This window comes from Hallerella succinigenes (assembly GCF_002797675.1).
In the GTDB taxonomy this organism is placed as follows: Bacteria; Fibrobacterota; Fibrobacteria; order Fibrobacterales; family Fibrobacteraceae; genus Hallerella; species Hallerella succinigenes.
On the sequence record NZ_PGEX01000001.1, the window covers coordinates 218,497 to 239,352 of the forward strand.

The 20,856-nt window shown below is 51.4% G+C and carries 20 protein-coding genes; 3 read left to right on the plus strand and 17 right to left on the minus strand.

The features are described from left to right. Positions 1 to 25: 25 nt before the first annotated feature. The 3 genes from BGX16_RS00945 to BGX16_RS00955 all read right to left on the minus strand — a co-directional run bounded on the left by BGX16_RS00945 (position 26) and on the right by BGX16_RS00955 (position 3,200). A complete protein-coding gene (locus BGX16_RS00945) occupies positions 26 to 1,237 on the minus strand; it encodes an IS4 family transposase (protein ID WP_100424378.1) in 1,212 nt (403 codons plus the stop codon). 136 nt (positions 1,238 to 1,373) lie between these two features. Next, on the minus strand, positions 1,374 to 2,792 hold the full coding sequence (locus BGX16_RS00950) for an MBOAT family O-acyltransferase (RefSeq protein ID WP_100424379.1): 1,419 nt from the start codon (positions 2,790 to 2,792) through the stop codon (positions 1,374 to 1,376). A gap of 6 nt (positions 2,793 to 2,798) precedes the next feature. Beyond that, positions 2,799 to 3,200, minus strand: coding sequence for a hypothetical protein (locus tag BGX16_RS00955; RefSeq protein WP_100424380.1), 402 nt, complete (start codon positions 3,198 to 3,200; stop codon positions 2,799 to 2,801). 43 nt (positions 3,201 to 3,243) lie between these two features. Between BGX16_RS00955 and BGX16_RS00960 the strand changes: the two genes are divergently transcribed. Continuing rightward, on the plus strand, positions 3,244 to 5,283 hold the full coding sequence (locus BGX16_RS00960) for an ATP-dependent DNA helicase RecG (RefSeq protein ID WP_100424381.1): 2,040 nt from the start codon (positions 3,244 to 3,246) through the stop codon (positions 5,281 to 5,283). 5 nt (positions 5,284 to 5,288) lie between these two features. On the opposite strand, the gene BGX16_RS00965 is transcribed toward BGX16_RS00960, so the two are convergent. The 14 genes from BGX16_RS00965 to thiL all read right to left on the minus strand — a co-directional run bounded on the left by BGX16_RS00965 (position 5,289) and on the right by thiL (position 19,387). After that, a complete protein-coding gene (locus BGX16_RS00965) occupies positions 5,289 to 6,056 on the minus strand; it encodes a hypothetical protein (protein ID WP_100424382.1) in 768 nt (255 codons plus the stop codon). Then, positions 6,049 to 7,017 (minus strand): adenosine kinase, encoded by a 969-nt coding sequence (locus BGX16_RS00970; protein WP_100424383.1) that lies wholly within the window; start codon positions 7,015 to 7,017, stop codon positions 6,049 to 6,051. The genes BGX16_RS00965 and BGX16_RS00970 overlap by 8 nt, the downstream gene beginning before the upstream one ends. 8 nt (positions 7,018 to 7,025) lie before the next feature. Continuing rightward, positions 7,026 to 7,769 carry a rhomboid family protein gene (locus BGX16_RS00975; protein ID WP_157797797.1) on the minus strand — a complete coding sequence of 248 codons (744 nt, stop codon included), beginning with the start codon at positions 7,767 to 7,769 and terminating at the stop codon, positions 7,026 to 7,028. An 87-nt stretch (positions 7,770 to 7,856) separates the two neighbouring features. Then, a complete protein-coding gene (gene coaD / locus BGX16_RS00980; RefSeq protein WP_100424385.1) occupies positions 7,857 to 8,342 on the minus strand; it encodes a pantetheine-phosphate adenylyltransferase in 486 nt (161 codons plus the stop codon). A gap of 9 nt (positions 8,343 to 8,351) precedes the next feature. Next, complete coding sequence (gene rsmD / locus BGX16_RS00985; RefSeq protein WP_100424386.1) at positions 8,352 to 8,885, minus strand: 16S rRNA (guanine(966)-N(2))-methyltransferase RsmD; 534 nt, start codon at positions 8,883 to 8,885, stop codon at positions 8,352 to 8,354. 3 nt (positions 8,886 to 8,888) lie between these two features. Then, positions 8,889 to 9,908: a hypothetical protein gene (locus tag BGX16_RS00990; RefSeq protein WP_100424387.1), complete on the minus strand. Its 1,020-nt coding sequence runs from the start codon at positions 9,906 to 9,908 to the stop codon at positions 8,889 to 8,891. After that, a complete protein-coding gene (locus BGX16_RS00995) occupies positions 9,905 to 10,813 on the minus strand; it encodes a type IV pilus biogenesis protein PilM (protein ID WP_100424388.1) in 909 nt (302 codons plus the stop codon). The genes BGX16_RS00990 and BGX16_RS00995 overlap by 4 nt, the downstream gene beginning before the upstream one ends. 35 nt (positions 10,814 to 10,848) lie before the next feature. Further along, positions 10,849 to 11,295: a ComEA family DNA-binding protein gene (locus tag BGX16_RS01000; protein WP_100424389.1), complete on the minus strand. Its 447-nt coding sequence runs from the start codon at positions 11,293 to 11,295 to the stop codon at positions 10,849 to 10,851. Further along, positions 11,282 to 12,922 carry a glutamine hydrolyzing CTP synthase gene (gene pyrG, locus BGX16_RS01005; RefSeq protein WP_100424390.1) on the minus strand — a complete coding sequence of 547 codons (1,641 nt, stop codon included), beginning with the start codon at positions 12,920 to 12,922 and terminating at the stop codon, positions 11,282 to 11,284. Before pyrG ends, BGX16_RS01000 begins: the two co-directional genes overlap by 14 nt. Beyond that, the gene (locus BGX16_RS01010; protein WP_100424391.1) at positions 12,906 to 13,637 is read right to left on the minus strand and encodes a 3-deoxy-manno-octulosonate cytidylyltransferase; all 732 of its coding nucleotides are present in this window, start codon (positions 13,635 to 13,637) and stop codon (positions 12,906 to 12,908) included. The genes pyrG and BGX16_RS01010 overlap by 17 nt, the downstream gene beginning before the upstream one ends. 23 nt (positions 13,638 to 13,660) lie before the next feature. Continuing rightward, the gene (gene gatC / locus BGX16_RS01015; protein WP_100424392.1) at positions 13,661 to 13,945 is read right to left on the minus strand and encodes an Asp-tRNA(Asn)/Glu-tRNA(Gln) amidotransferase subunit GatC; all 285 of its coding nucleotides are present in this window, start codon (positions 13,943 to 13,945) and stop codon (positions 13,661 to 13,663) included. A 56-nt stretch (positions 13,946 to 14,001) separates the two neighbouring features. After that, positions 14,002 to 16,497 (minus strand): ATP-dependent helicase, encoded by a 2,496-nt coding sequence (locus tag BGX16_RS01020; RefSeq protein ID WP_100424393.1) that lies wholly within the window; start codon positions 16,495 to 16,497, stop codon positions 14,002 to 14,004. Beyond that, a complete protein-coding gene (locus tag BGX16_RS01025) occupies positions 16,497 to 18,401 on the minus strand; it encodes a GspE/PulE family protein (RefSeq protein WP_241899387.1) in 1,905 nt (634 codons plus the stop codon). Before BGX16_RS01025 ends, BGX16_RS01020 begins: the two co-directional genes overlap by 1 nt. Further along, positions 18,398 to 19,387 carry a thiamine-phosphate kinase gene (thiL, locus tag BGX16_RS01030; RefSeq protein WP_241899388.1) on the minus strand — a complete coding sequence of 330 codons (990 nt, stop codon included), beginning with the start codon at positions 19,385 to 19,387 and terminating at the stop codon, positions 18,398 to 18,400. Before thiL ends, BGX16_RS01025 begins: the two co-directional genes overlap by 4 nt. Positions 19,388 to 19,425: 38 nt before the next feature. Here thiL and BGX16_RS01035 point away from each other — a divergent pair, with 38 nt between their 5' ends. Next, the gene (locus BGX16_RS01035) at positions 19,426 to 19,860 is read left to right on the plus strand and encodes a hypothetical protein (RefSeq protein WP_100424394.1); all 435 of its coding nucleotides are present in this window, start codon (positions 19,426 to 19,428) and stop codon (positions 19,858 to 19,860) included. Between the two features lie 4 nt (positions 19,861 to 19,864). Then, a complete protein-coding gene (locus BGX16_RS01040) occupies positions 19,865 to 20,839 on the plus strand; it encodes a hypothetical protein (protein WP_100424395.1) in 975 nt (324 codons plus the stop codon). The last annotated feature ends 17 nt before the right edge of the window (positions 20,840 to 20,856 follow it).

Here is a 20,856-nt window from a genome sequence, read left to right on the forward strand (position 1 = left end):
AGCCCCCTCCCTAGAAATTTGGACGCTACGATGGGCAAGGTGGATGCTGCAGCATGCGTTCCCAGTCCCTTGTGGGATGTTCAAAAAAGTCAAACATGTCAATGTAGAGCATCAGGATTATTCGCATCATTGTCGCAAGTCCGGAAAAGCTCCAGCGCCGTTCAAGGCTGCGCTGCACAAGGGTCAGGAGAAGGTTCGCGATGAGGGTTACCCAGATCTGGGTCTTGATGGCGTTCTCGCTCACCCCAGAGAAGTAGCGCAGGGGAAAGTTCTGCTTAAGTTGCTTGAAAAGCGATTCGATCTGCCAGCGCCTTTGATAGATGGCGATAACTTCATCCACGCCGAGATCGTGGCTGTTTGTCAGCAGCTGGACCTCCTGCTCCTTGCTCCCTCTCCTCGAAGTCTTGGTCTCGGTGTACGAGATAATCCGGGCCCTATGCGTTGTAGCGCCCTTGTGGAACACGACGTCCCTGACCGACCTGTTCCGGTACCTGCCATCGTCGAGCAGGACGCTCTCCGAGACCGTCTCGTAGGTCAGGTTTCTTTTCATCTTGGTCACGTAGGTAACGCCATGCTGCGTCAGATCCTCCAGCTTTTCATAGTCGATGTAGGCGCGGTCCATGGCGAGCACGTCGCCGTCGTCAAAGTCGCATGGCTTGAGCATGAAGCTGTCGTGGGTGGCCGCGGAAGTAAACTTGATGTCGCCGGGAACCCCCTCGTTCGCGCTGATGACTGTATGGACCTTTATGCCGCCTTTCTTCTTTCCAATTTTCGGGTCCCTGCCGACACCCCTGAAAACCAGGTTGGAGAACAGCGTCACCGTTGTGGAATCGATGATTTTGAGCCGTCCCAGCCATCCGGGCAGCCCGTTGAGGCGGCTGTCCGGTAAAAGTCGGCTTCTGTGCGCTCTTAGCAGGCTGAAATAGGTGTCCCCGAAGATGGACTCGCTTCTCTTCGCGTTGGCGTCCCCCAGCGTACTCCGCTTGGGCACGCAGCTCATCTGCAGGTGCGGCATTCTGCTCACGAATGTCAGCGCAGACGCCTCTATCTCCCGCAGGGAATCGAACCGCATCACGACCGCATAGAGCATCGAAAGCAGGTGAGTCCATGCGTCAAAGGACTTTCTGTAGCGTTCTCCGCCGGATTCCGTGCTGATTCTGAGGATTTCGTCCCTGTCGAGATACTTGCAGAGTTGCGCGAAGACCGGCTGTCCGGTAAAAAATGTACTTTTGGCCATAGCGTTTTGTTTCCCTTTGTTTTGTGGTAATTACAAGGTAAAAACAAAACGGGCAGGTTCTTCGTCTGAGGAGCCTGCCATTTTTATTTTTGGCTATATTTTTTACCGGACACTAATAAAAAAAATTCTACATTCCTTAAAACTGGAAATACAGGAACGGATTATACGTTTGTGTAAATAGCGCTAACACGGCAAACGCAAAAAGCGCAAAGGCAACAATCGTTCGGACCGGGCTGATTTTTTGGCACCAGTCAAAAGCGCGGAACGGCGACACCGCGAAAATAAAAGCAATCGCCATAAACACGATCGTAGTCGGCGTAAAGATTTCTGCCGTGAGAATCGGATTTGCAGGATTCACCGGCACAAGTCCGAGCATCGAACCCCACATGTGAACAGCCGACGCGATATCCGGAGAGCGGAAGAGCACCCAGCCGAACAGCACAATAATCTGCGTGAGCAAAATCTGCGCTATCTTCGGAGCCTTGGAATAAAGCGCCTGCTTTCCATTAAAGCGTTCCACGATCATAAAGAAAGCGTGGTAAAGTCCCCAACAGATAAACGTCATTGCGGCTCCATGCCACACGCCAGACGCGAACATAACTAAAAATAGGTTCACATACGTGCGACGCTTCGAAACGCGATTCCCGCCGAGCGGAATGTACAGGTAATCGCGCAGCCAACGGGTCAGCGAAATATGCCAACGGCTCCAGAATTCCGAAATGCTCGCCGAACGGTACGGCCCATTAAAGTTCCGCGGAAAGTGGAATCCGAGCATGAGCCCAAGGCCCACCGCCATATCCGAATACGCCGAAAAATCAAAGTAGATTTGCATCATGTAAGCGACGCTTCCCCACCAAGAATTCAAAACGCCCGGATCCGCCGCTTCAAAAACGCGGTCCGCAATCGCACCGACCTGATTTGCAATCAAGATCTTCTTGGCAAAACCGATGCAGAAATACGTCATGCCCTGCATCCAATTTTCCGCGGTATGTTCACGCGTATCGAGTTCTTCCGCGACCGTATTGTAACGCACAATCGGACCCGCCACCAGCTGCGGGAAAAGCGAAACATAGCAGGCAAAAGTCGCAAAGTTTTTCACCGGAGGCGCATCGCCACGCCACACGTCAATCGTATAGCTCATTGCCTGGAAGGTGTAGAACGAAATACCCACCGGCAATAAAACGCGCAAAACCGAAAACGGCTCACCACCCAAAAGTTCCACAAGGGCATTCACACCGCCCATCGTGAACATGTAATACTTAAAGAATCCGAGAGTTCCCAGGTTCACAATCACCGACAGCAACAGGGCAAGGTTCCGCTGTGTATTGGAAGCTCCCAAAGCCGAAATCGAACGCCCCGCAAGATAGTTCACAAAGGTCGTGCCGAACATGAGCAGCACAAGCCAAGGTTCCATCCAGCCGTAAAAAAGGTAACTGAAAACGGTGATGAAAAAATTCAGCGTGGAATGGCGCGCCTTACGCCACACCAGCAGATAATATCCCGCAAAAAAGAGCGGAAGAAAATAGAACAAAAAAATCTGGGAAGAAAAGACCATCGAAGCTTACTTCGCCTTCAAAACTTCCACAGCCAAATAACGTTCGGATTCGTCGTCAAAATATTCGTCTTCCACGGCGCCGTCGTAATTGTCATCGAGCTTCACGAGCTTGAGCGTATGCTTGTCGCCCGCCTTGAAAGCGCGCACGTCGCCCTTCGCCTTGTCGGCCATCTTGTCTTTCACCTGGCCACGGGCGATCAGCGGATTGTAAACGCCGACGAGGATTTCCTTGCCTTCGAATTTTCCTTCCACCACCTTCGTCACTTTGTACTTGAACACATAGACGTAGTTGTAAAGATCGTTAGGCGGCATCTTGCCCGGAATCTCTGCAAGCTTTCCTTCCACCGTCAAGTTGCCGGCAAAAAGAAATGCAGAAAACAGGAGCAGCATCGCAAGAATCTTTTTCATAGAAATCCTTTTGGTTTTCAAAAAATATAGGTATTTTTTTCACATGGACTTGTCAACTCTCCCAGGCCTCGGACCGAAACGGCTCAAAGCACTCAACGCTTCCGGGCTTCGCTCCGTTTCGGATCTTCTTTACAATATTCCTCGCACCTGGCTAGACCGCACGCGTTTGAACAAATTATCCGAAAGCCATGTCGGAGAGAATGTGATTCTCATCGGTAAAATTACCCGGGCCGGATTTATCCCCGGTAGGACTTCCCGCTACATGGCCGTTCTCGACGACGGTACAGGTCAGGTGAGCCTTGTCTTTTTCCGCGGTGCTCGTCACTGGGCAAAAACGATTTCCGTGGGAACGCGCTGGTGCGTTATTGGCAAGCTCGGCAACTACCGCGGTTTACAGCTGGTGCATCCCGAAATGCAGCGCATGGGCGACGACGAAGATTTTTCGGGCGGTATTGAACCGGTCTACACGATTACGGAAGAAGAACACTCGGCAAAGATCGAACAAAAGTTTTTCCGGACGCTATACCCGAAAGTTTTCGCCATGCCGAACCTTTCCGTTCCGGACGCTCCCCCAGCGGAACTTACCGAGTTTATGGGATTAAAGCCCGTGCTGCAGAACTTAAAGAGCCTGCACATGCCAAAGACTTTCGCCGAAGCGATGCAGGCAAAGCTCCAGCTGAAAAAGCTAGAACTCCTGCCGTTCTGTCTGCGCATGAACGTGCGCCGTCGAAGCCTCGCCTTTCGCGGACAAGCCCGCACTCTAAACGATTCCGCAATCGCCGATGCCAAAGCCTCTTTACCGTTTACGCTTACCGCTGGGCAGTCGAAAGCTGTCGACCAGATCTGTGAAGGACTCCGCGGCAAAAAGCAGTTTCACGCCCTGCTCCAGGGAGACGTCGGCAGCGGCAAAACGGTCGTCGCCATGCTCGCCATGCTCGCCGTCGCCAAAGGCGGCGAACAGTGTGCCCTAATGGCTCCGACCGACATTCTCGCTCGACAGCATTACAAAAGCTTAAAACCTTTCTTCGACAAAGCAGGCATCCGCACGGCCCTTCTTCTCGGAGCGTGCAGCGCCACCGAAAAAAAGACCATTTCCGGGGAACTTCAAATGGGCATGACGCAAGTCGTCATCGGAACCCATGCGCTGTTTTCCAAAGACGTTCTTTTTCAGAACCTCACCTTTGTCGTCATCGATGAGCAGCACCGCTTTGGCGTAAACCAACGCGAAGCGCTCCTCAAAAAAGGACATTTTCCCGACCTGCTCGTGATGAGCGCAACGCCCATTCCACGAAGCCTCGCCATGACCCTTTACGGTGACTTGACTCCGATTGTTTTGAACGAAAAGCCCGCCGGAAGAAAGCCTGTGAAAACGCGCCTCGTCGACCCGACAAAGCGCGACGACATGAAAAAGTTTTTACTCAAAGAAGTGAAAACAGGCAACCGTCTTTACTGGGTCGTGAGCCGTGTGGAAATCGATGACGAAGGCGGAGCGAAAAGCGTCGATGAAGTCGCCGAAGAACTTTCCTCGTTCACCTCCGAATGGAAGGTCGGAGCAATCCACGGTCAAATGGACGAAGAAGAGCGCGATCGCATTTTAAACGAATTTGCATCGGGCAAAATTCAGGTTCTCGTCGCCACGACTGTGATCGAAGTCGGCGTGAACGTTCCGGAAGCAAACCTCATGGTCATCGACGCCCCGGAGCGTTTTGGACTTGCCCAGTTGCACCAGCTCCGCGGACGTGTGGGCCGTGGTAATCAAGACGCCTGGTGTTTTCTCATCGTGCCGCAGACTAGCCCCGCACACGAAAGGCTTTCCCGCTTCGCAAGTACGGATAACGGTTTTGAAATCGCTGAAATGGATATGCAGGACCGCGGCGCCGGAAACCTCGAAGGCTCCGAACAGAGCGGTGCATGGGTATTCCGCTGGTTCGACTGGATTCAAGACAAAGAACTCATCCAGCGCATTCTGGATACCGCCGAAGAAATCCTCGACAACAAACCGGGATTTTCTCCAGAGGTTCAAGAAAAAATTCAAAAATGGTACGCCTTGATGCCGCAAGGAAATGCGGACGGAGTCCATTAAAAGTTTTAAGCGGTGCGGATAAAAATTTCTGCAACGACCGCCACAAGCGAAAGCGCAGCCACGATTAATTCCACCATAGCCTTCTTACGGAAAGAAGCTTCGAAAACGTGAACCTTTTCGCCGTTCGGCAGACGCTTTTTACGGTTGCACCAGTTCATGCCCGCGATCAGCGAAAGGCACGCACAAAAGCCACCGCCGAGAAGCGCATAAAGGAACTTCGCTTCGCCGACATAGCTAAAATGCAAAGCGGCCACCACAAGCGCAATCACACAGCCGAAAAAGGCAAAGGCAAGGCTTGAATTTTTGACTTCGAGAGGCTTGCGCAGCGCTTCGATGCGTTCTTCAAATAGACGCTTCAAATCCGTTTCAGTATAAGTTTTCCCATGCGACGCAAGAATCTTCCTCGCAAGCATTACATTTTCCGGATTCCATTCATCGGGCTTCTGCAAAATTTCAAGAAGCTCTTCATCGCTAAAACTTTGAAGCATTTCAAGGCTTGCGTTGTCCGCTTCTTCTGCCGCAGCCGCCTGAACAGCCGCTTCGAGAATGCGACGGGCTGCGTCGATGTCTTTAGCGTGGACGCGCACAATGCAAGAGGACGCTCCACGGTTTTGAAAGTCCAGCCCGAGCGGATCGCCGCCCATGTTCGCATCGTTCACCAGATTTGATTCTATCGCATTTTCCTGGAGAAGAGCAGCCAATGCTTCGCCTTCTTCCGGCGTCGCAAAAGTTTCTAGCATCATCCATTCGAGCTGATCACTTTCATTAGACATGCTTCATTTCCTCACGGATACGTGCCCAGCCTTCTTCCGGAATCTTTGCACCAACAACCTGCACCACTTCGTTCGAAACGATACTGCCGAGCTTGCCCGAGCGTTCCATGTCCCAGCCGGAAAGAATGCCGTAAAGGAATCCCGAAGCCCAGAGGTCGCCAGCACCCGTCGTATCGACAGCCTTGGCCGGACCGCACGGAATACGCGTCACCACGCCGTCCTTCGAAATCAAAGCGCCACGTTTGCCAAGCTTCACCACGGCAATTTTACAGAACTTTGCAATCTTTTCGAGAGCCGCTTCTTCGGATTCACCCGTGTAAGCCTTGGCTTCGTCTTCGTTTGCAATCACAATGTCAAGTTCACGGCCCGCAAAGAGCTTGTTAAAAAGAGGGCGGCAATCGTTCACCACGCCAAAGGCACCAAAGTCGAGAGCGGTCATCACGCCACGCTTGCGGGCTTCCTGTACCGTTTTCACAAAGCATTCTTCACCATAAGCGCGATAGCCTTCAAGGTAAAGAATTCCGACGTTATCAAAAAGTTCAGAAGTGATCTCCGAAGCAACTACTTCGTTCGAAGCTCCGAGGAACGTCACCATAGTGCGTTCCGCATCCGGCGTCACCGCCGAAAGAACCGTTCCCGTCGCCGTCAAAGAAGAAAGCATCCGGTTTTCGACACCGCTTTCCGCCAGGTGTTTTGCAAAAAGTTCGCCGAGTTCATCACGGCCCACCTTCGAAATAAAGGAAGCCTTACCGCCGAGCTTTGCCACGCCAACCATCGTATTGCAAGCAGCGCCTCCCGGAACCCTCTGCGGATTTTCGACCTGGTCCATAATCTTCTTCAATGTCGGATAATTGACCGAGCACTGACCGCCCTTCTGCAGCTTGACCTTCTGAATCCAAGCGTCGTCAACCTGAGCGAGCATGTCGACAAGAGCTGCACCAAATCCTAAAACTTTTTTCATAAGACTCCTTAAAAACGACGACCACCGCGGCGACGAGCGCTTTCTTCCACCAAGAATGTCTTTTCAGCTTCCGTAAGCGAATTTACGCCACCTTCACTGACTTTTTTTAAAATCATATCCAGCTGCTTTTGACGGTCCATAAAACGGACTTCGCCTTCGAGCGGATCATCCGGCGTACCGGCCGGCTTGCCTTGACGGCGTTCCTTAAACTCTCCACGGAGCTTGTCCCAAATGCTGTTGTCGAACAGATACATACAAAGGAATCCGGAAGCGATACCGCCCAAATGCGTAAAGTGCGCAATCGTATCGCCCGAACCAGCAAACATTACATCCATCGCTACGAAAATCCAAATCGCATGCTTGATCTTCATCGGAATAATGAAGAACATCAAAATGCCACGTTCCGGAAAGAGCCTTGCATACGCCACAAAAACGCCCATCAAAGCACCCGAAGCCCCGATAATGAAGGTCATCGGCGACATCGCACCGAACAAATAGAACGGAATGCTGAACACGCCCGCAAAAACGGCGCAGAACAAGTACAGAATCCAAAAGCGCCTAAAGCCAATCGCCATTGCCACATCGTCGCCGAACATCCACAGCGCAAGCATGTTAAAGAGGAAGTGCCAAAGATCCACATGCACAAAGGCATAGGTCAAATAACGCCAAATCTGTTCATAGGCGACCGGAACCAAGGACCCGTAGCCGACGAGGTAGGTATAAATTCCATCCAGGTTGAATATTCTGGCCAAGTTGCAAATGCCAAAGACCACCAGATTGATGATCAACAATGTGCGAATGGGAGATGAGAGATAACGAAAGGGTTTTAATCCAAACATTTAATGTTTCTCCATTTCGGAAATCAAGTCGGGGAAAAACTCCGCCGGGATCATCTTAGAGACGTCGCCACCAAAGTGCAAAATTTCGCGTACCGCAGAACTCGAAACCGAAGCGAGTTCCGGTTCAATCTGTAAAAAGACCGTTTCCGCTTGCGGATACAGCATCTGATTGTTCCACGCGAGATTTCTTTCCGCGTCAAATTCCACCGCGGAACGGATTCCACGTACCAAGAACTTGGCCCCGGAGTTTTTCATATATTCTACCGTCAAGCCGTCAAAGGAATCGACCGTCACATTTTTCAAATTCGCCGTCGCCTTTTGAACAAAACGCATGCGCGTTTCCACGCTCAAAAGAGAATTCTTCTGAACATTCTTTCCGACGACCACGATTACATGATCAAAAATAGCACTGGCCCTTTTGACAATGGCTAAATGTGCAACGGTAAAAGGATCAAAAGATCCCGCAAAAACGGCTATACGTTCCATAGCCCAAATTTACAAAGATGCCGAGAAAAAGACGAGCGAACTTTCGCCATAACGGCGGATTCGGCCTTCAGTCGTCCACTCCGGAACGTTCCGCGACGGAACTTCAAACACAGCGGTTCCCGTAGGCTTCAAGAGCTGTAAAAACGGGCGCAGATCCGGGAAAGCCTCTGTAAACGGAGGATCCGCATAAATCAAGTCAAAGCGTTCTTCCGAAGCAAGAGCCTTCTGTAAAAAGTTCTGCGCTTCGGTTACACACAAATGAAGTTTATCGGAAATATCCAAAGACTTGTACGAAGCCGACAGCGAACGTGCCTGGGCACCGTTCTTTTCGACTGCGGTCACACGTTCTGCGCCACGGCTCACCGCTTCGATTCCCACGCAGCCTGATCCCGCAAAAAGGTCGAGCACGTGAAAGCCTTCAACGTCTTGGAGAATATTAAAAAGCGCCTCGCGCGCCATCGCACCCGTCGGGCGGGTTTTCGATGTCAAAGGCGAGGCGATTTGGCGACCACGAAACGTTCCGCCCGTAATGCGAATGGCCATGTATTAATTCGAAGTATAAATGACAAGAGTCATCCCCGTAGAGATACCCTTCTTGCCAGCTGCAGTCATCTTGATTTTTTCCACGCCAACGCGGACCTGGCTCTTCGAAAGAGCGTTCACAAAGCCGAGAACCGTCTGGAAGTCCGCTCTGGTCGATACGTTGTACGTGTAGCTCTTATAAACACCGAAGTCTTCAACCTTCGGATGCGTCAAGCCAGAAAGTTGCAAGCGGTTGTTTGCATCAAGACCACGGAGCGCTTCGAGTTCCTTCGAAACTTCCGCATCCTTCACAAATGGAACAGAGCCATTGGTGGATTCCGGCTTCGAGTTCAAAACACCGTAAACCGTCACGGCCGTTGCTGGTGCGTTTTCCGGGAGTTCCGGAGTCTTGAATTCAGAACTACCCATCTTCAAACGTTCTAAATAGCTACGCTGAATCACCGGGGTTTCTGCAACACCACGAATAAAGTAATAGTTCGGAGCCGCATAAATCAAGTCAGCAAAGCTCACACCTTCCGGAGTCACCGCATTCACAAAAGAGAAGATCTGCGCGGCCATCGCCTTCTGGTAGAAAACCTTTTGCATCGGAAGCTTGGATGCATAATCGTCATGCTTTTCCGTTGGGAAAATGCTCGGCTGTACAGCCTGCACAACGCGTTCCGGAGAGCTCAACTGGGATCTGCGTACGGCAGCGGCCTCTTCTTCTGCACGGCGACTCGCAATCGTACCACCGGCCGTGGTCGTCTGGCCAGCACTGCGAGATTCCATCGCAGGCCCGGCACGGCTCGGATCTTCAATTCCCAAAGCAGCCACAAGCGGAGACGGTAAAACGCCTTCCAGCACATGAGGAACGCCTGCGATTTTCAAAATACAGAACAAAATCGCCATCACGACCGCAGCAGCCACCCACAGCATCAGAGGACGTTTGCCCTTCTTCAGCGTCGAAGCCGCAACCGGCTTAACCGGCATCGAAGTACTCGGTGCGGATTGCGTTACGGCATCAATCAAGTTCAGTTCAATCATTGTTTCGCACCCCTCAAAGCTACACCAATGGCTCCCGCGCAAGAAAGCACATGGTTCGCACTTTCTTCATCCACTGGAAGACGGATTTCCGGGAAGGAGTCCAATAGCGAAATTTGCGCACCATGAAGCGCATTGCGAAGCTTTTCCACAAAAAGAAGATCGCTTGCAAGTTCGCCACAGAGCGAGTACTGGTTCACATCCACACCGTTTGAAGTAACAGCCTCTTCCACCTGCGTAGCAATATTCTGGGAGAGAAGATCGTAAGCTTCTTCGCGATCCTTGCCCGCGAGGTCAAGAGTCGAACAGCAACGCAGAGCGCGCAGGTCTTCCTTCGAAGCCCACATGAGCATCACGCCGGTCACATCGGCCTTGATCACGCACTGGAGCTTGTTATCGAGAACACCGCCCACTTCCAAAAGATTCATCAAGGAAATCGCATCGACTTCGAGAATCTTCGGTGCAATCTGTTGATTACGGAACCCCTTTCTGACCGAGTTCACCCAGGTCTTGCGCATTGCAATCATCAGAACCGTGCGACCGAGTTCTGCAGAACCACCCAGTTCCACAAAATCCATTACATAGTCCGCCACGTTGGCGTTCACCAGGTTGCCCAAATACCACTGCAGGTATTCCCGCACGTTCTTCGCTTCGGGAGGTACAAACAGCTGACGCACAATGGCGCGGAACGACGAAACGGTCAAAGAAACCGAGTCGATCTGCACGCCTTCATTTTCGGCAAGCCAAGTCTGTAAAGCCGCTTCGAAAGAAGAAACGTCATCCAGCGGATTCGTCTCTGTATTCAGAATAGCCGTTTTGACGACTTTCTTATCCTTGGGGTCATAGAGAGCCACCTTGAGAAGAACTTCGCCCGCTTCAATTCCTAGATGTAACTTTGTATCTTCCATAGCATCAAAAACTTACGTTCCTATTTCCCTTAAAACTAGTCAAAAATAACAAAGGTGAGGATTTTTTCCGCTTTTTTCTTTCCAATTCCGGAGACTTTTTTCAGATCGGAAGGTCCCGAAAAACGTCCATGGGAAGAACGGTACGCAATCATTTTTTCCGCAAGCTTCGGTCCAACACCTTGAATGGCGCAAAGTTCCTCAGCCGTTGCCCGGTTGATCGCTATCGGAAAATGGACCGCGGGCTTTGTTTTTTTTGAATTTCGAGAAATATTCCCTGTTTTTGCAGACTCTTTTAGCCCGGACTGTTCGATTTGAACGAATCCATTCGGATTGTGTTCGTTTTTCAAAGCTTCCCGGGGCTGTTCCGCGTACGAGAACGTCTCGATTTGCGGCACAGGATCCCACGGGGAAACCTTAACGAGAATACCTAGGGCAAAAAGAAAGAGTGCTAATATAAAGACCTTTTTCTCAGGCGCGTTCATCGGCCGCCTTCAAAAGGCCGAGGAAGAGTGGCGCCGGATGCAGAAGGGAGCTCTTGAGTTCCGGGTGGAACTGGCAAGCCATGAAATACGGATGACCCGGAATTTCCATGATCTGCATAATGTCTTCATTTTTAGCCTTGCCCGAGAACACGAGACCGCCCTTTTCGAGCTGTTCCACGTACTGCGGGTTTACTTCGTAGCGATGCCGGAAACGTTCGCGGATTTCCGTTGCGCCGTAAACCTTTTCGGCGAGGGAATCCTTGCGAATCATAACGTCATGACCGCCGAGACGCATCGTTGCGCCCATTTCCTTGATCTTGTCCTGACCCGGCAAGTAAGCGATCACCGGATCCTGCACATGATGCTTCGAAGATTCGGTTTCCATCGTGCCAGCGTCCTTCATGCCGCAGACGTGACGGGCAAATTCCACCACCGCGAGCTGCATGCCGTAGCAAATGCCGAGGAACGGAATATTGTGTTCACGCACATACTGAATGAGGACGACCTTTCCTTCGATTCCACGCGTGCCGAAGCCGCCCGGAATGATGACAGCGTCAATGCCCTGCATGTCCGCTTCGACTTCTTCCGGATGCTGCTCCAACTTTTCCGTATCGATCCAGCGAATTTCCACATGCACATCGAGATGGGCTGCGGCGTGATTCAAAGATTCGACAATGCTTGCGTAGGAATCTTCGAGGCGTGTGTACTTGCCGCCGATGGCGACGTTCAAAATCTTGCGCGGATTACTGTCGTTGCGGTTCATCGTATCCACAAGACGGCTCCACGTGTCGAGTTTCGGAGGTGCGTAAATACGAAGCTTCTTCAAGAGGATTTCCGGAATGCCTTCCTTGTCGTAAACGAGCGGGCATTCGTAAACGTGCTTCACGTCCACGCCAGAAATCACGTGGGATGCCGGCAAGTTGCAGAACAGGCCTATCTTTTCCTTGATATGCGGCTTCAGGAATTCTTCGCAACGTGCGATGATGATATCCGGATAAATTCCGCGTTCGTTGAGTTCGCGAACGGACATCTGCGTCGGCTTGGACTTCTGTTCCTTCACGCCCGAAGGAATCGGAACATAGGTCAAATGCACGTACATGCAGTTTTCATTGCCGACTTCATGAGAAAGCTGACGGGCGGCTTCAATGAAGAACTGGTTTTCAAGGTCGCCGACCGTACCGCCGATTTCAATCAGCAAAACGTCTGCGTTTTCCTTGTTCGCCACTTCAAAGAAGTGTTCCTTGATGGCGTTCGTCACGTGCGGAATGAACTGCACCGTGTGACCGAGGTAATCCCCGCGGCGCTCCTTTTCAAGAATGAGCTTAAAGACCTTACCCATGGTAAGGCTCCATTCCGAACGCGCCACGACATTCAAAAATCTTTCGTAGTGACCGAAGTCCATATCGACTTCGCCACCGTCATCCAACACATAGACTTCCCCGTGTTCCGTCGGGTTCATCGTACCCGGATCCGTATTCAAGTAACCATCGCACTTGACCGGAATCACTTTAAGACGATTCGAAAGAAGCGCGCCGATACTCGCAGCAGCTACACCCTTTCCAAGCCCCGAAATCACACCGCCCGTTACGACGATGAACTTTGTTTTACCGTTATATTGATTTTCCATTTTGATTTGCTTCCATTTGTTTCAAGATGGATTCGACCTTTTGCACATCGGACGGTAAGTCGACCGATGCCGAAAGGGATGTACAATGAACCATGCGAATGGGCCTTTTGCCCAATATGCGAAGTTGTTCCAAGGAACGTTCTTTTTCGAGTTCCGACTGCGGGAGACTCGCGAATTCCTGACGGGCTTCTGCAGAATACGCATACACGCCCACATGCCTGAACCACTTGCGCGGTTCCGGCGGGAGTTTTCGAATAAATTCGACTGCATGATCCGTAGAATCGATTTCGACTTTGACCACGGAAAGACAGTCCCTATCTTCATCTGCGAGCGGAGCCGCGACCGATACCCAGGAGTTCGGTTCTTCGGCAAGGGCCTTTGCCACATCGCGGAGCATCTGAAGGTCCGCGACAGGTTCATCTCCCTGCAAATTCACCACCAGGTCCAGGCCTAATTTTTCAGCGGCTTCGCTGACTCGGTCAGAACCCGTTACAGCGGGACCGGTGAGGACAGCTGTATATCCAGCCTCTTCTACCGTTTTAAAAATACGAATGTCGTCTGTAGCACAGACGACACTCTTAAAACACCCGGCGGCGACAGCTCTATCTAACGTGCGAAGAATCATGGGCCGTCCGCAGATGGGGACGAGAGGCTTTCCCGGAAACCGGGAAGACGTGTACCGTGCGGGAACGACGCAATGAACAGCTACTGCCATAGACTTCTTTTTAGAATAAAAAATTAACCGATAACCTTCGGGATCACGAAGTGATCGTTTTCGACTTCCGGAGCATTCGCAAACGCCTGTTCATGTGTGAACGACGGCTGCGGAACATCTTCGCGCAGAACGGTCGGCGCATCTTCGACACCCGTCATCGGTTCCACATTCGAAAGATCCAAAGCCTTCAAGTCTTCCATGTAGTGAAGGAGCTGGTCCAAACGACCCGAGAAGGATTCAATTTCCGCATCCGAAATCTTCAAACGGGAAAGTTTTGCAATCTTCAAGATTTCTTCTTTACTCAGCATGTTTTAACCTTTTCAAAAATTCAACTCTATTAAAATAGAAAACTCAGAGTCAGATGCTAGTCCAAAATTTGGAGTCCGGCGTATTTTAAAATCAATTTTCTTACAATTCCGTTAGAAAATCGAACTTCCACACGCGTGTTCTCTCCAGAACCTGACACATTTGTCACGACGCCCGTTCCGAACTTCATGTGCTGAACCCGGACGCCGCTGCGCAGCGGATTATCACAATCCACATCGTACACAAGACGCGGTCCCTTTTCGACCTTTTCCACGACCTGCGGATTCTTGTAAACGATTCGTTGCGTCTTATGAAGGCCTGTCGACTGCGAACGGCCCGAAGAAGCGAACGACCGCGGATACGAACCTGAAAAATCGGCTCCACGCGAAGCGCCAAAACGGTTTCCACCGTTTCCATACGAACCATAAGCAGGCCGCAAACCAGCCCCACGGGCCGCATAACCGCGAAGTCCCTGATTCCAAGGTTCCCCGGTAAATTCCTGCGAACTTTCATCCGCACAACGCCCTTCGATCGAAGTCGTCGAAGGATCGATTTCTTCGAGGAATCGAGACGGCGGGAACGGTCGTAGACTTCCCTGCCAAAAACGCCGTCCCGCATGGTACAGGTAAAGGATATGCTTTGCACGGGTGCAGCCCACATAGAACAGGCGTCTTTCTTCTTCCGCCTGCTTTTTGCGTTCATCGGGAGTTTCCGTCATGCTCGATTCGCGTACAAGCGGGAACACGCCTTCGTCGCAACCCGCAATGTGGACCGTATCGAATTCAAGGCCCTTCGCCATGTGAATCGTCATGAGCGTCACACGGGTCTGCGCATTTTCGACCTTCTTGTCCGCATCCGTCAAAAGGGAAATTTCCTGCAAGAATTCGTCGAGGCCCTTATCCGGATTTTCTTCTTCGAATTCGCGGAAAGCGTTCACCATTTCATCGAGGTTACGTCCGCGTTCGTCCGAAGTCGTTTCGTCTTCCTTCTTCAAGAATTCCTTGTAGAAGGTATCGCGAATCACATGTTCCGCAAGAATCGGAAGCGCTTCGTTACCGTGCAACAGGGCGAGCCAACCGTCGACCATATTCTTAAAGTTCTCAAAGCCTTTCGCTGTGCGACCGCCCTTCGCAATTTCGGAAGGCAAGGCTTCCCAAAGCGAACAGGCGTTCGTCGTTGCCGTCATTCGTAGTGCGTCAAGCGAACCGCCACCGATACCGCGCGGAGGCGTATTGACAATACGCAAAAGCGCCGCATCGTCCTTCGGATTCGAAAGAAGACGCATGTACGCCATAATGTCACGCACTTCCTTGCGATCCCAAAATCGCGTACCGCCATAAATCACGCACGGAATTCGGGAATCGTTCAAAGCCTTTTCAATCGCACGGGACTGCGCATTGGTACGGTAAAAAATCGCCGTCTGCGCATAGGCATCCTTACCCGCGGCGAGGACCCGCTTCGCGATCTGTTCCGCTTCAAACGTATCCGCAAGAACATTCACCACATGAATCGGTTCACCCGCCGGTTCCTTCGAATAGACGTTTTTCGACATTTCCAAAGGCCGGTCGTTGTGAGCGATTACGGAGCCCGCTCCCTTCACAATGTTTGCCGAAGAGCGGTAATTGCGTTCAAGCTTAAAGAACGTCACCTGGTCAAAATCATGCGAGAAATTGCGGATAATTTCAATGTTTGCGCCACGCCAGCCATAAATACTCTGGTCATCGTCGCCCACGACCGTCACATTCTGCTTGGAACGGTCGATCAGCAACTTCAAAAGTTCGTACTGGACGTCGTTCGTGTCCTGGTATTCATCGACCACCACATACTGGAAACGGTTTGCAAACTGAGCCGCCACCTGCGGAAGTTTTTGCAAAAGTTCCACCGTATTCAGCAAAAGGTCATCGAAGTCCATCGCGTTCGCATCGCCGAGCTTTGCCTGGTAATCGCGATAGACGCCCGCCATCTTCTGTTGATCCGGAAAGGCGGCCTGTTCCAAGGCGACCGTCGGCGTCTGCAAAACGATGCGGTAACTGCCATCCGGGAGCGACTGCTTCACCACGCTGTTCTTGTACTTCGAAATGATGCTGCGAGCCTGTTTCAGCTTTTGCGCATCCATGTCGTCGCCAAAGAGCGGCTTTAGAATTTCTTTTAAAATCTTTTTCTGGTCGTCATCGTCGTAGATGGAAAAGTTCCTATTGATCTTCCATCCGAGCGCCTGTCCAATGCGCTCGTTCGAAAGGCACAGGCGGAGAATGCGCACGCAGATCGAATGGAAGGTGCCCATCCATTCGAGGTTCACCTTGCCTTCGAGAATCTGCTGAATACGCATTTTCATTTCACGGGCTGCTTTGTTCGTAAAAGTGACCGCGAGAATGCGACGAGGATCCACGCCCTTGGAAGAAATCAAGTGCGCAATTTTATAAGTAATTGTACGGGTTTTTCCCGAACCGGCGCCTGCCAAAATGAGAGCAGGGCCTTCAGTCTTTGCGGCCGCGGCAACCTGTTCTTCATTCAGTTCTTCATGTAAGCGCGTAAGATCAATTATGCGCGCCATTAGTCATCCGGGTTCGATGCACCAAGCACCTGTTCAAGAGTGGTAAGACCATCCAAAGCCTTCTGCAGACCATCCATACGCAGCGTGATCATGCCGCATTCCTTCATGGCGATTTTCTTAATATCGTCACCGGAAGCGCGTTTCACAATCGCATTACGCACAGCTTCATTCGGTACGAGGAACTCATAAATACCGCAACGTCCCTTGTAACCGGAACCATCACAGTGTTCACAACCTCTGCCGTGGTAGAACTGCATATCCGGAGCGAGGTGCAATTCTTCACGGAGTTCCGGGGAAATGTCCACCGGTTCCTTACAGTGCTTACAAATACGGCGCACAAGACGCTGGGCAAGAATACCCTTCATCACGGTTGCGACAAGGAACGGTTCGAGGCCCATTTCCAGCAAACGCGGGAACGATCCTGCGGAGTCGTTCGTATGGAGCGTACTGAACACCAAGTGGCCCGTCAAAGCCGCTTCGATAGCCATCGAAGATGTTTCCTTGTCACGCATTTCACCGATCATAATCACGTCCGGGTCCTGGCGGAGCAGGGCGCGAATACCCGCGGCAAAGGTAAAGCCTGCGGCCACGTTGATCTGACCTTGGTTCACACCGTCAATATTCAATTCGACCGGGTCTTCCATCGTCGAAATGTTGATCGTGGGGTCGAGAATTTCACGAATAGAAGCGTAAAGCGTCGTAGACTTACCGGAACCCGTAGGACCGGTCACGAGCACAATGCCGTTCGGAGAGTTGATCGCATCCTTGAACTGCTTGAACATCACAGGCGCAAAGCCCATATCCTTCAACGGGAACTGACCCGAATTCGGGTCCAGAATACGCATCACGATCTTTTCGCAAATGCCGCGCTTACGCAAAGAAACCGGGAAGGAACTCACACGCAAGTCGACTTCGCTTCCGCGGAAACGCACGGTAAAACGACCATCGAGCGGCTTACGCTTTTCTGCAATGTCCATCTTCGCAAGGAGCTTGATTCTCGAAAGAATCTGGTTCATCAAACGGGCAGGAATTGGAGCCTGGACCTGGAGGTCACCATCGATACGGTAGCGGAGCTTGAGGAACGTTTCCTGCGGTTCCAGGTGAATATCGGATGCGTGACGGGAAATCGCTTCTTGAATGAGCGAAGTCACGATCTTCACGACCTGCTGACCTTCTTCGTCCGTCAGTTCGGCTTCCTGAGTCTGTTCCGACTCGCGGTCCACTGTTTGCAGTTCTTCCGCCTCGTCTGCTTTCGCCTGATTCAGTAACGCTTCGAGGGAATTGCCCGACGCGGACATATAGGTGCGGTCGATGGCCGACATCACATCCTTTTCGCTCGCCATCACGATGTCCACTTCCATCTGGGACTTGAACTTCACGATGTCGATGACACGCACATTCGTCGGGTCCGTCATCGCGATCGTCAAAACGCGGTCCGTAAAGAACAGCGGAACGATCTTGTAGGTGCGGCAGACGTCTTCCGAAATCTTGTTGTGGGCTTCCGGGTCAATATTAAAGTTGGAAAGCTTTACGTACGGGACTTCGAACTGGGCAGAAAGAATTTCGACCAAGCGCTCTTCCGACATATAGCCGAGAGTCACAAGGGTACGTCCCAAACGCTGTCCGGTTCTCTTCTGTTCTTCGAGAGCCTTGTTCAGCTGTTCTTCCGTAATAAATCCATGCTTCAACAGAAGTTCTCCGATACGCATTCTTGTCGAATTGCGCATCTGAACACCGAGAATGTTCGTCAGGACTTCTTCGCTGACCATGCCGAGACGTACAAGAATCTTTGCAAGGGCAAGACCTGTGCGTTCATGCTCGCTCATCGCATGTTTCAGCTGATCTTCATCAATAACCCCCTGTCGTAGCAGGAGTTCACCAATCTTTGACGTTCCTTGACTCATAAATGTGACCAGCAGTCCGCCTGTAGAGTTTCCACTTTTCCAGCCAAATTCCGAATTTCCACGCCCGAGCCTTCGAGCACTTCACCAACGGGATACACTGAAAGATTATTCTTTAAGAATATACTTTTTGAAAGGTCGCTTGTGAAAAGCAAACGGTAATCTTCACCGCCTTTTAACCAAAATTCTCGCACATCGACGCCATACTTTTCGCTTAGGCGCAACGCACCGGGATGAATCGGCACACTTTTTTCGTCAATTCGGATCCTTACGCCCGAAGAGAGCGCCAAATGGTTCAATTCCGAACTCATTCCGTCCGAAAGATCGATGCAGCCGCCCGAAACTCCGGCCTGTACAAGTTTCATGCCCATCCGTTCATCGATTTTGGGCGAAAGATGTTCGCGAACTACATCCACCAAATCCGGATCGCTCTGCTTGCCGTGCAAAAAAGCCCAAAGGCCGGCACCGCTTGCTCCGAGAAAGCTCGAAACGTAAACCGTATCGCCGACTTTTGCACCCGAACGCTTTAAGGGTTCTCCCTCTGCCCGTCCGAGCAGCGTAACCGAGAACAGACCTTCCTTTGCCGCCACGACATCCCCGCCGATTAACGCAATACCTCGTTTTCGAAATCCGTCGGCAAAAGCCTTCGCCACTCGTTCCCGTGTTAATTTATCCCAACTCTGATTTACGCAAATGCCGAGCAAGGCGATCTTCGGTTCGCCGCCCATCGACGAAATATCCGACACATTCGAAACGATGCATTTTTCGACCGCCTGCTCCGGAGTCGACCAGTCCAAGCGAAAATGCGAATTTTCCGCCGACATATCCTTGGTCACGAGCCAACCGTCAAAAGCGGCACAATCATCCCCCGCTCCGAACCAAAAACGCGAATTTGGAGCGTTTTCATCCATCGGAAGGGCGTCCGACAGTACCTTTTGAACAAAATCGAATTCCCCCAAAGGAGGAAAATGCAACGAAGAATGGGTCATTTCTTAGAAAATCTAACTTTTTTAGTTATTTTTAAGCCGTGGGACACATCTTTTTTATTTCAGACGACCGCGAGACGGATTTGACGGAGCTTGCCAATTGGACTCTCGATTGGATGCTTTCGCATGACATACCGGCGGATACAGCCATCTACACCTGCAAGGGAATCGAACAGGGTGAAGAGGCTTTGGACACTCCGCTTTCGCAAGGGGAATCCCCTGCGCTGATCGTCCTCGACCATGGAGTCAAGCCGACGAAGAAATCCATCGCATTCGGCAACCATTTACGCGATGCCATTCCGGAATCCTGGATTGTCGAACTCGTTGAAAAAGATTACCCGGTTTCCAAAAAATCCGATGACGCCTTCTTTATGCCGAAGCCAATCCGCAAGGCGGAATGGGAAGATGTCCTTCAACACGTATTTGTCGAAGCCGGTTCGCCGCAGTGGTCGAACGTCTCCTCCTTCCGTCCTTAAAATCATGAAAAAAGGTATCGCCTATTTCGGTGTCCGCAATCCAGAACGAGCTGTAGAAGATCTTCGGGAAATCCGCGACGCCGGTTTTACGCATGTTCTGCACACCTGGTCCGAAGAAGACGAACAGTATTATCCGAAGACGATGAAGGAAATCATCGAGAAGTCTGTCGAACTCGGACTGAATGTTTACGTCAATCCTTGGGGAATCGGGCGCGTCTTCGGCGGAGAAGCCTATTCGGAACTCACCGCCCGCAATCACGACATGTGCCAGGTCTCGCTCGACGGCAAAACATCTGTCGCCGCATGCCCGAACCATCCGGAGTTCCGCGCATACATGCACCGTTGGATTGCAAGCGTTTGCGACTCTCAGGTCGAAACCATCTTTTGGGATGAGCCGCACTTTTACTTTGAAAAAGGCAAGCTCGAAAACTGGGCATGCCTCTGTCCGCACTGCAAAAAAAAATTCCGTATCCGCTACAACCACGAGATGCCTGCGGAAATGACGGAAGAAGTCCAAAAATTCAGGGAAGATTCCCTGGTGGATTTCCTCGCCGAAATGACCGCCGACGTACACGCGCGCGGAAAGCGCAACTGCGTATGCATGTTACCGCCGTGGTTCCCCGCGGGACTCGACGACTGGGATCAGATAGCAAAGCTCGATTCCGTTGACGAAATCGCCTGCGACCCTTATTGGGAGCGTGGAGCCTTGGAAGAATCCGTGCAGAAGCATTATGCGGAAACCTCCAAGCGTATTTTCGAAATCGCAAAGAAATACGGCAAAGAACCGCAGATGTGGATCAAGAATTACCAGATTGAAAAAGGTCGCGAAAAAGACATCGCTATCGCGACAGAAGAAGCCCGCAAAGCGGGCATCCTGAACATTTTTGCGTGGTCCTACCGCGGAAACGCATACCTTTCCTCTCTCGCGTCCGACGATCCGGATGCGGTCTGGAAAACTCAGATCCAAGCCTTAAAATAAGCTCGCAACGCGAGCCG

Bases quoted from the DNA above. Each gene is read 5' to 3' on its own strand.
- BGX16_RS00970 (WP_100424383.1), bottom strand. From the start codon at position 7,017: ATGAAAAAAGTTTTAGGATTTGGTGCAGCTCTTGTCGACATGCTCGCT.
- BGX16_RS01000 (WP_100424389.1), bottom strand. From the start codon at position 11,295: ATGAACGCGCCTGAGAAAAAGGTCTTTATATTAGCACTCTTTCTTTTT.
- thiL (WP_241899388.1), bottom strand. From the start codon at position 19,387: ATGACCCATTCTTCGTTGCATTTTCCTCCTTTGGGGGAATTCGATTTT.
- BGX16_RS00955 (WP_100424380.1), bottom strand. From the start codon at position 3,200: ATGAAAAAGATTCTTGCGATGCTGCTCCTGTTTTCTGCATTTCTTTTT.
- BGX16_RS01020 (WP_100424393.1), bottom strand. From the start codon at position 16,497: ATGGCGCGCATAATTGATCTTACGCGCTTACATGAAGAACTGAATGAA.
- BGX16_RS00950 (WP_100424379.1), bottom strand. From the start codon at position 2,792: ATGGTCTTTTCTTCCCAGATTTTTTTGTTCTATTTTCTTCCGCTCTTT.
- gatC (WP_100424392.1), bottom strand. From the start codon at position 13,945: ATGCTGAGTAAAGAAGAAATCTTGAAGATTGCAAAACTTTCCCGTTTG.
- BGX16_RS00945 (WP_100424378.1), bottom strand. From the start codon at position 1,237: ATGGCCAAAAGTACATTTTTTACCGGACAGCCGGTCTTCGCGCAACTC.
- BGX16_RS01040 (WP_100424395.1), top strand. From the start codon at position 19,865: ATGAAAAAAGGTATCGCCTATTTCGGTGTCCGCAATCCAGAACGAGCT.
- BGX16_RS01010 (WP_100424391.1), bottom strand. From the start codon at position 13,637: ATGGCAGTAGCTGTTCATTGCGTCGTTCCCGCACGGTACACGTCTTCC.
- pyrG (WP_100424390.1), bottom strand. From the start codon at position 12,922: ATGGAAAATCAATATAACGGTAAAACAAAGTTCATCGTCGTAACGGGC.
- rsmD (WP_100424386.1), bottom strand. From the start codon at position 8,885: ATGGCCATTCGCATTACGGGCGGAACGTTTCGTGGTCGCCAAATCGCC.
- BGX16_RS01025 (WP_241899387.1), bottom strand. From the start codon at position 18,401: ATGAGTCAAGGAACGTCAAAGATTGGTGAACTCCTGCTACGACAGGGG.
- coaD (WP_100424385.1), bottom strand. From the start codon at position 8,342: ATGGAACGTATAGCCGTTTTTGCGGGATCTTTTGATCCTTTTACCGTT.
- BGX16_RS00965 (WP_100424382.1), bottom strand. From the start codon at position 6,056: ATGTCTAATGAAAGTGATCAGCTCGAATGGATGATGCTAGAAACTTTT.
- BGX16_RS00995 (WP_100424388.1), bottom strand. From the start codon at position 10,813: ATGGAAGATACAAAGTTACATCTAGGAATTGAAGCGGGCGAAGTTCTT.
- BGX16_RS00960 (WP_100424381.1), top strand. From the start codon at position 3,244: ATGGACTTGTCAACTCTCCCAGGCCTCGGACCGAAACGGCTCAAAGCA.
- BGX16_RS00990 (WP_100424387.1), bottom strand. From the start codon at position 9,908: ATGATTGAACTGAACTTGATTGATGCCGTAACGCAATCCGCACCGAGT.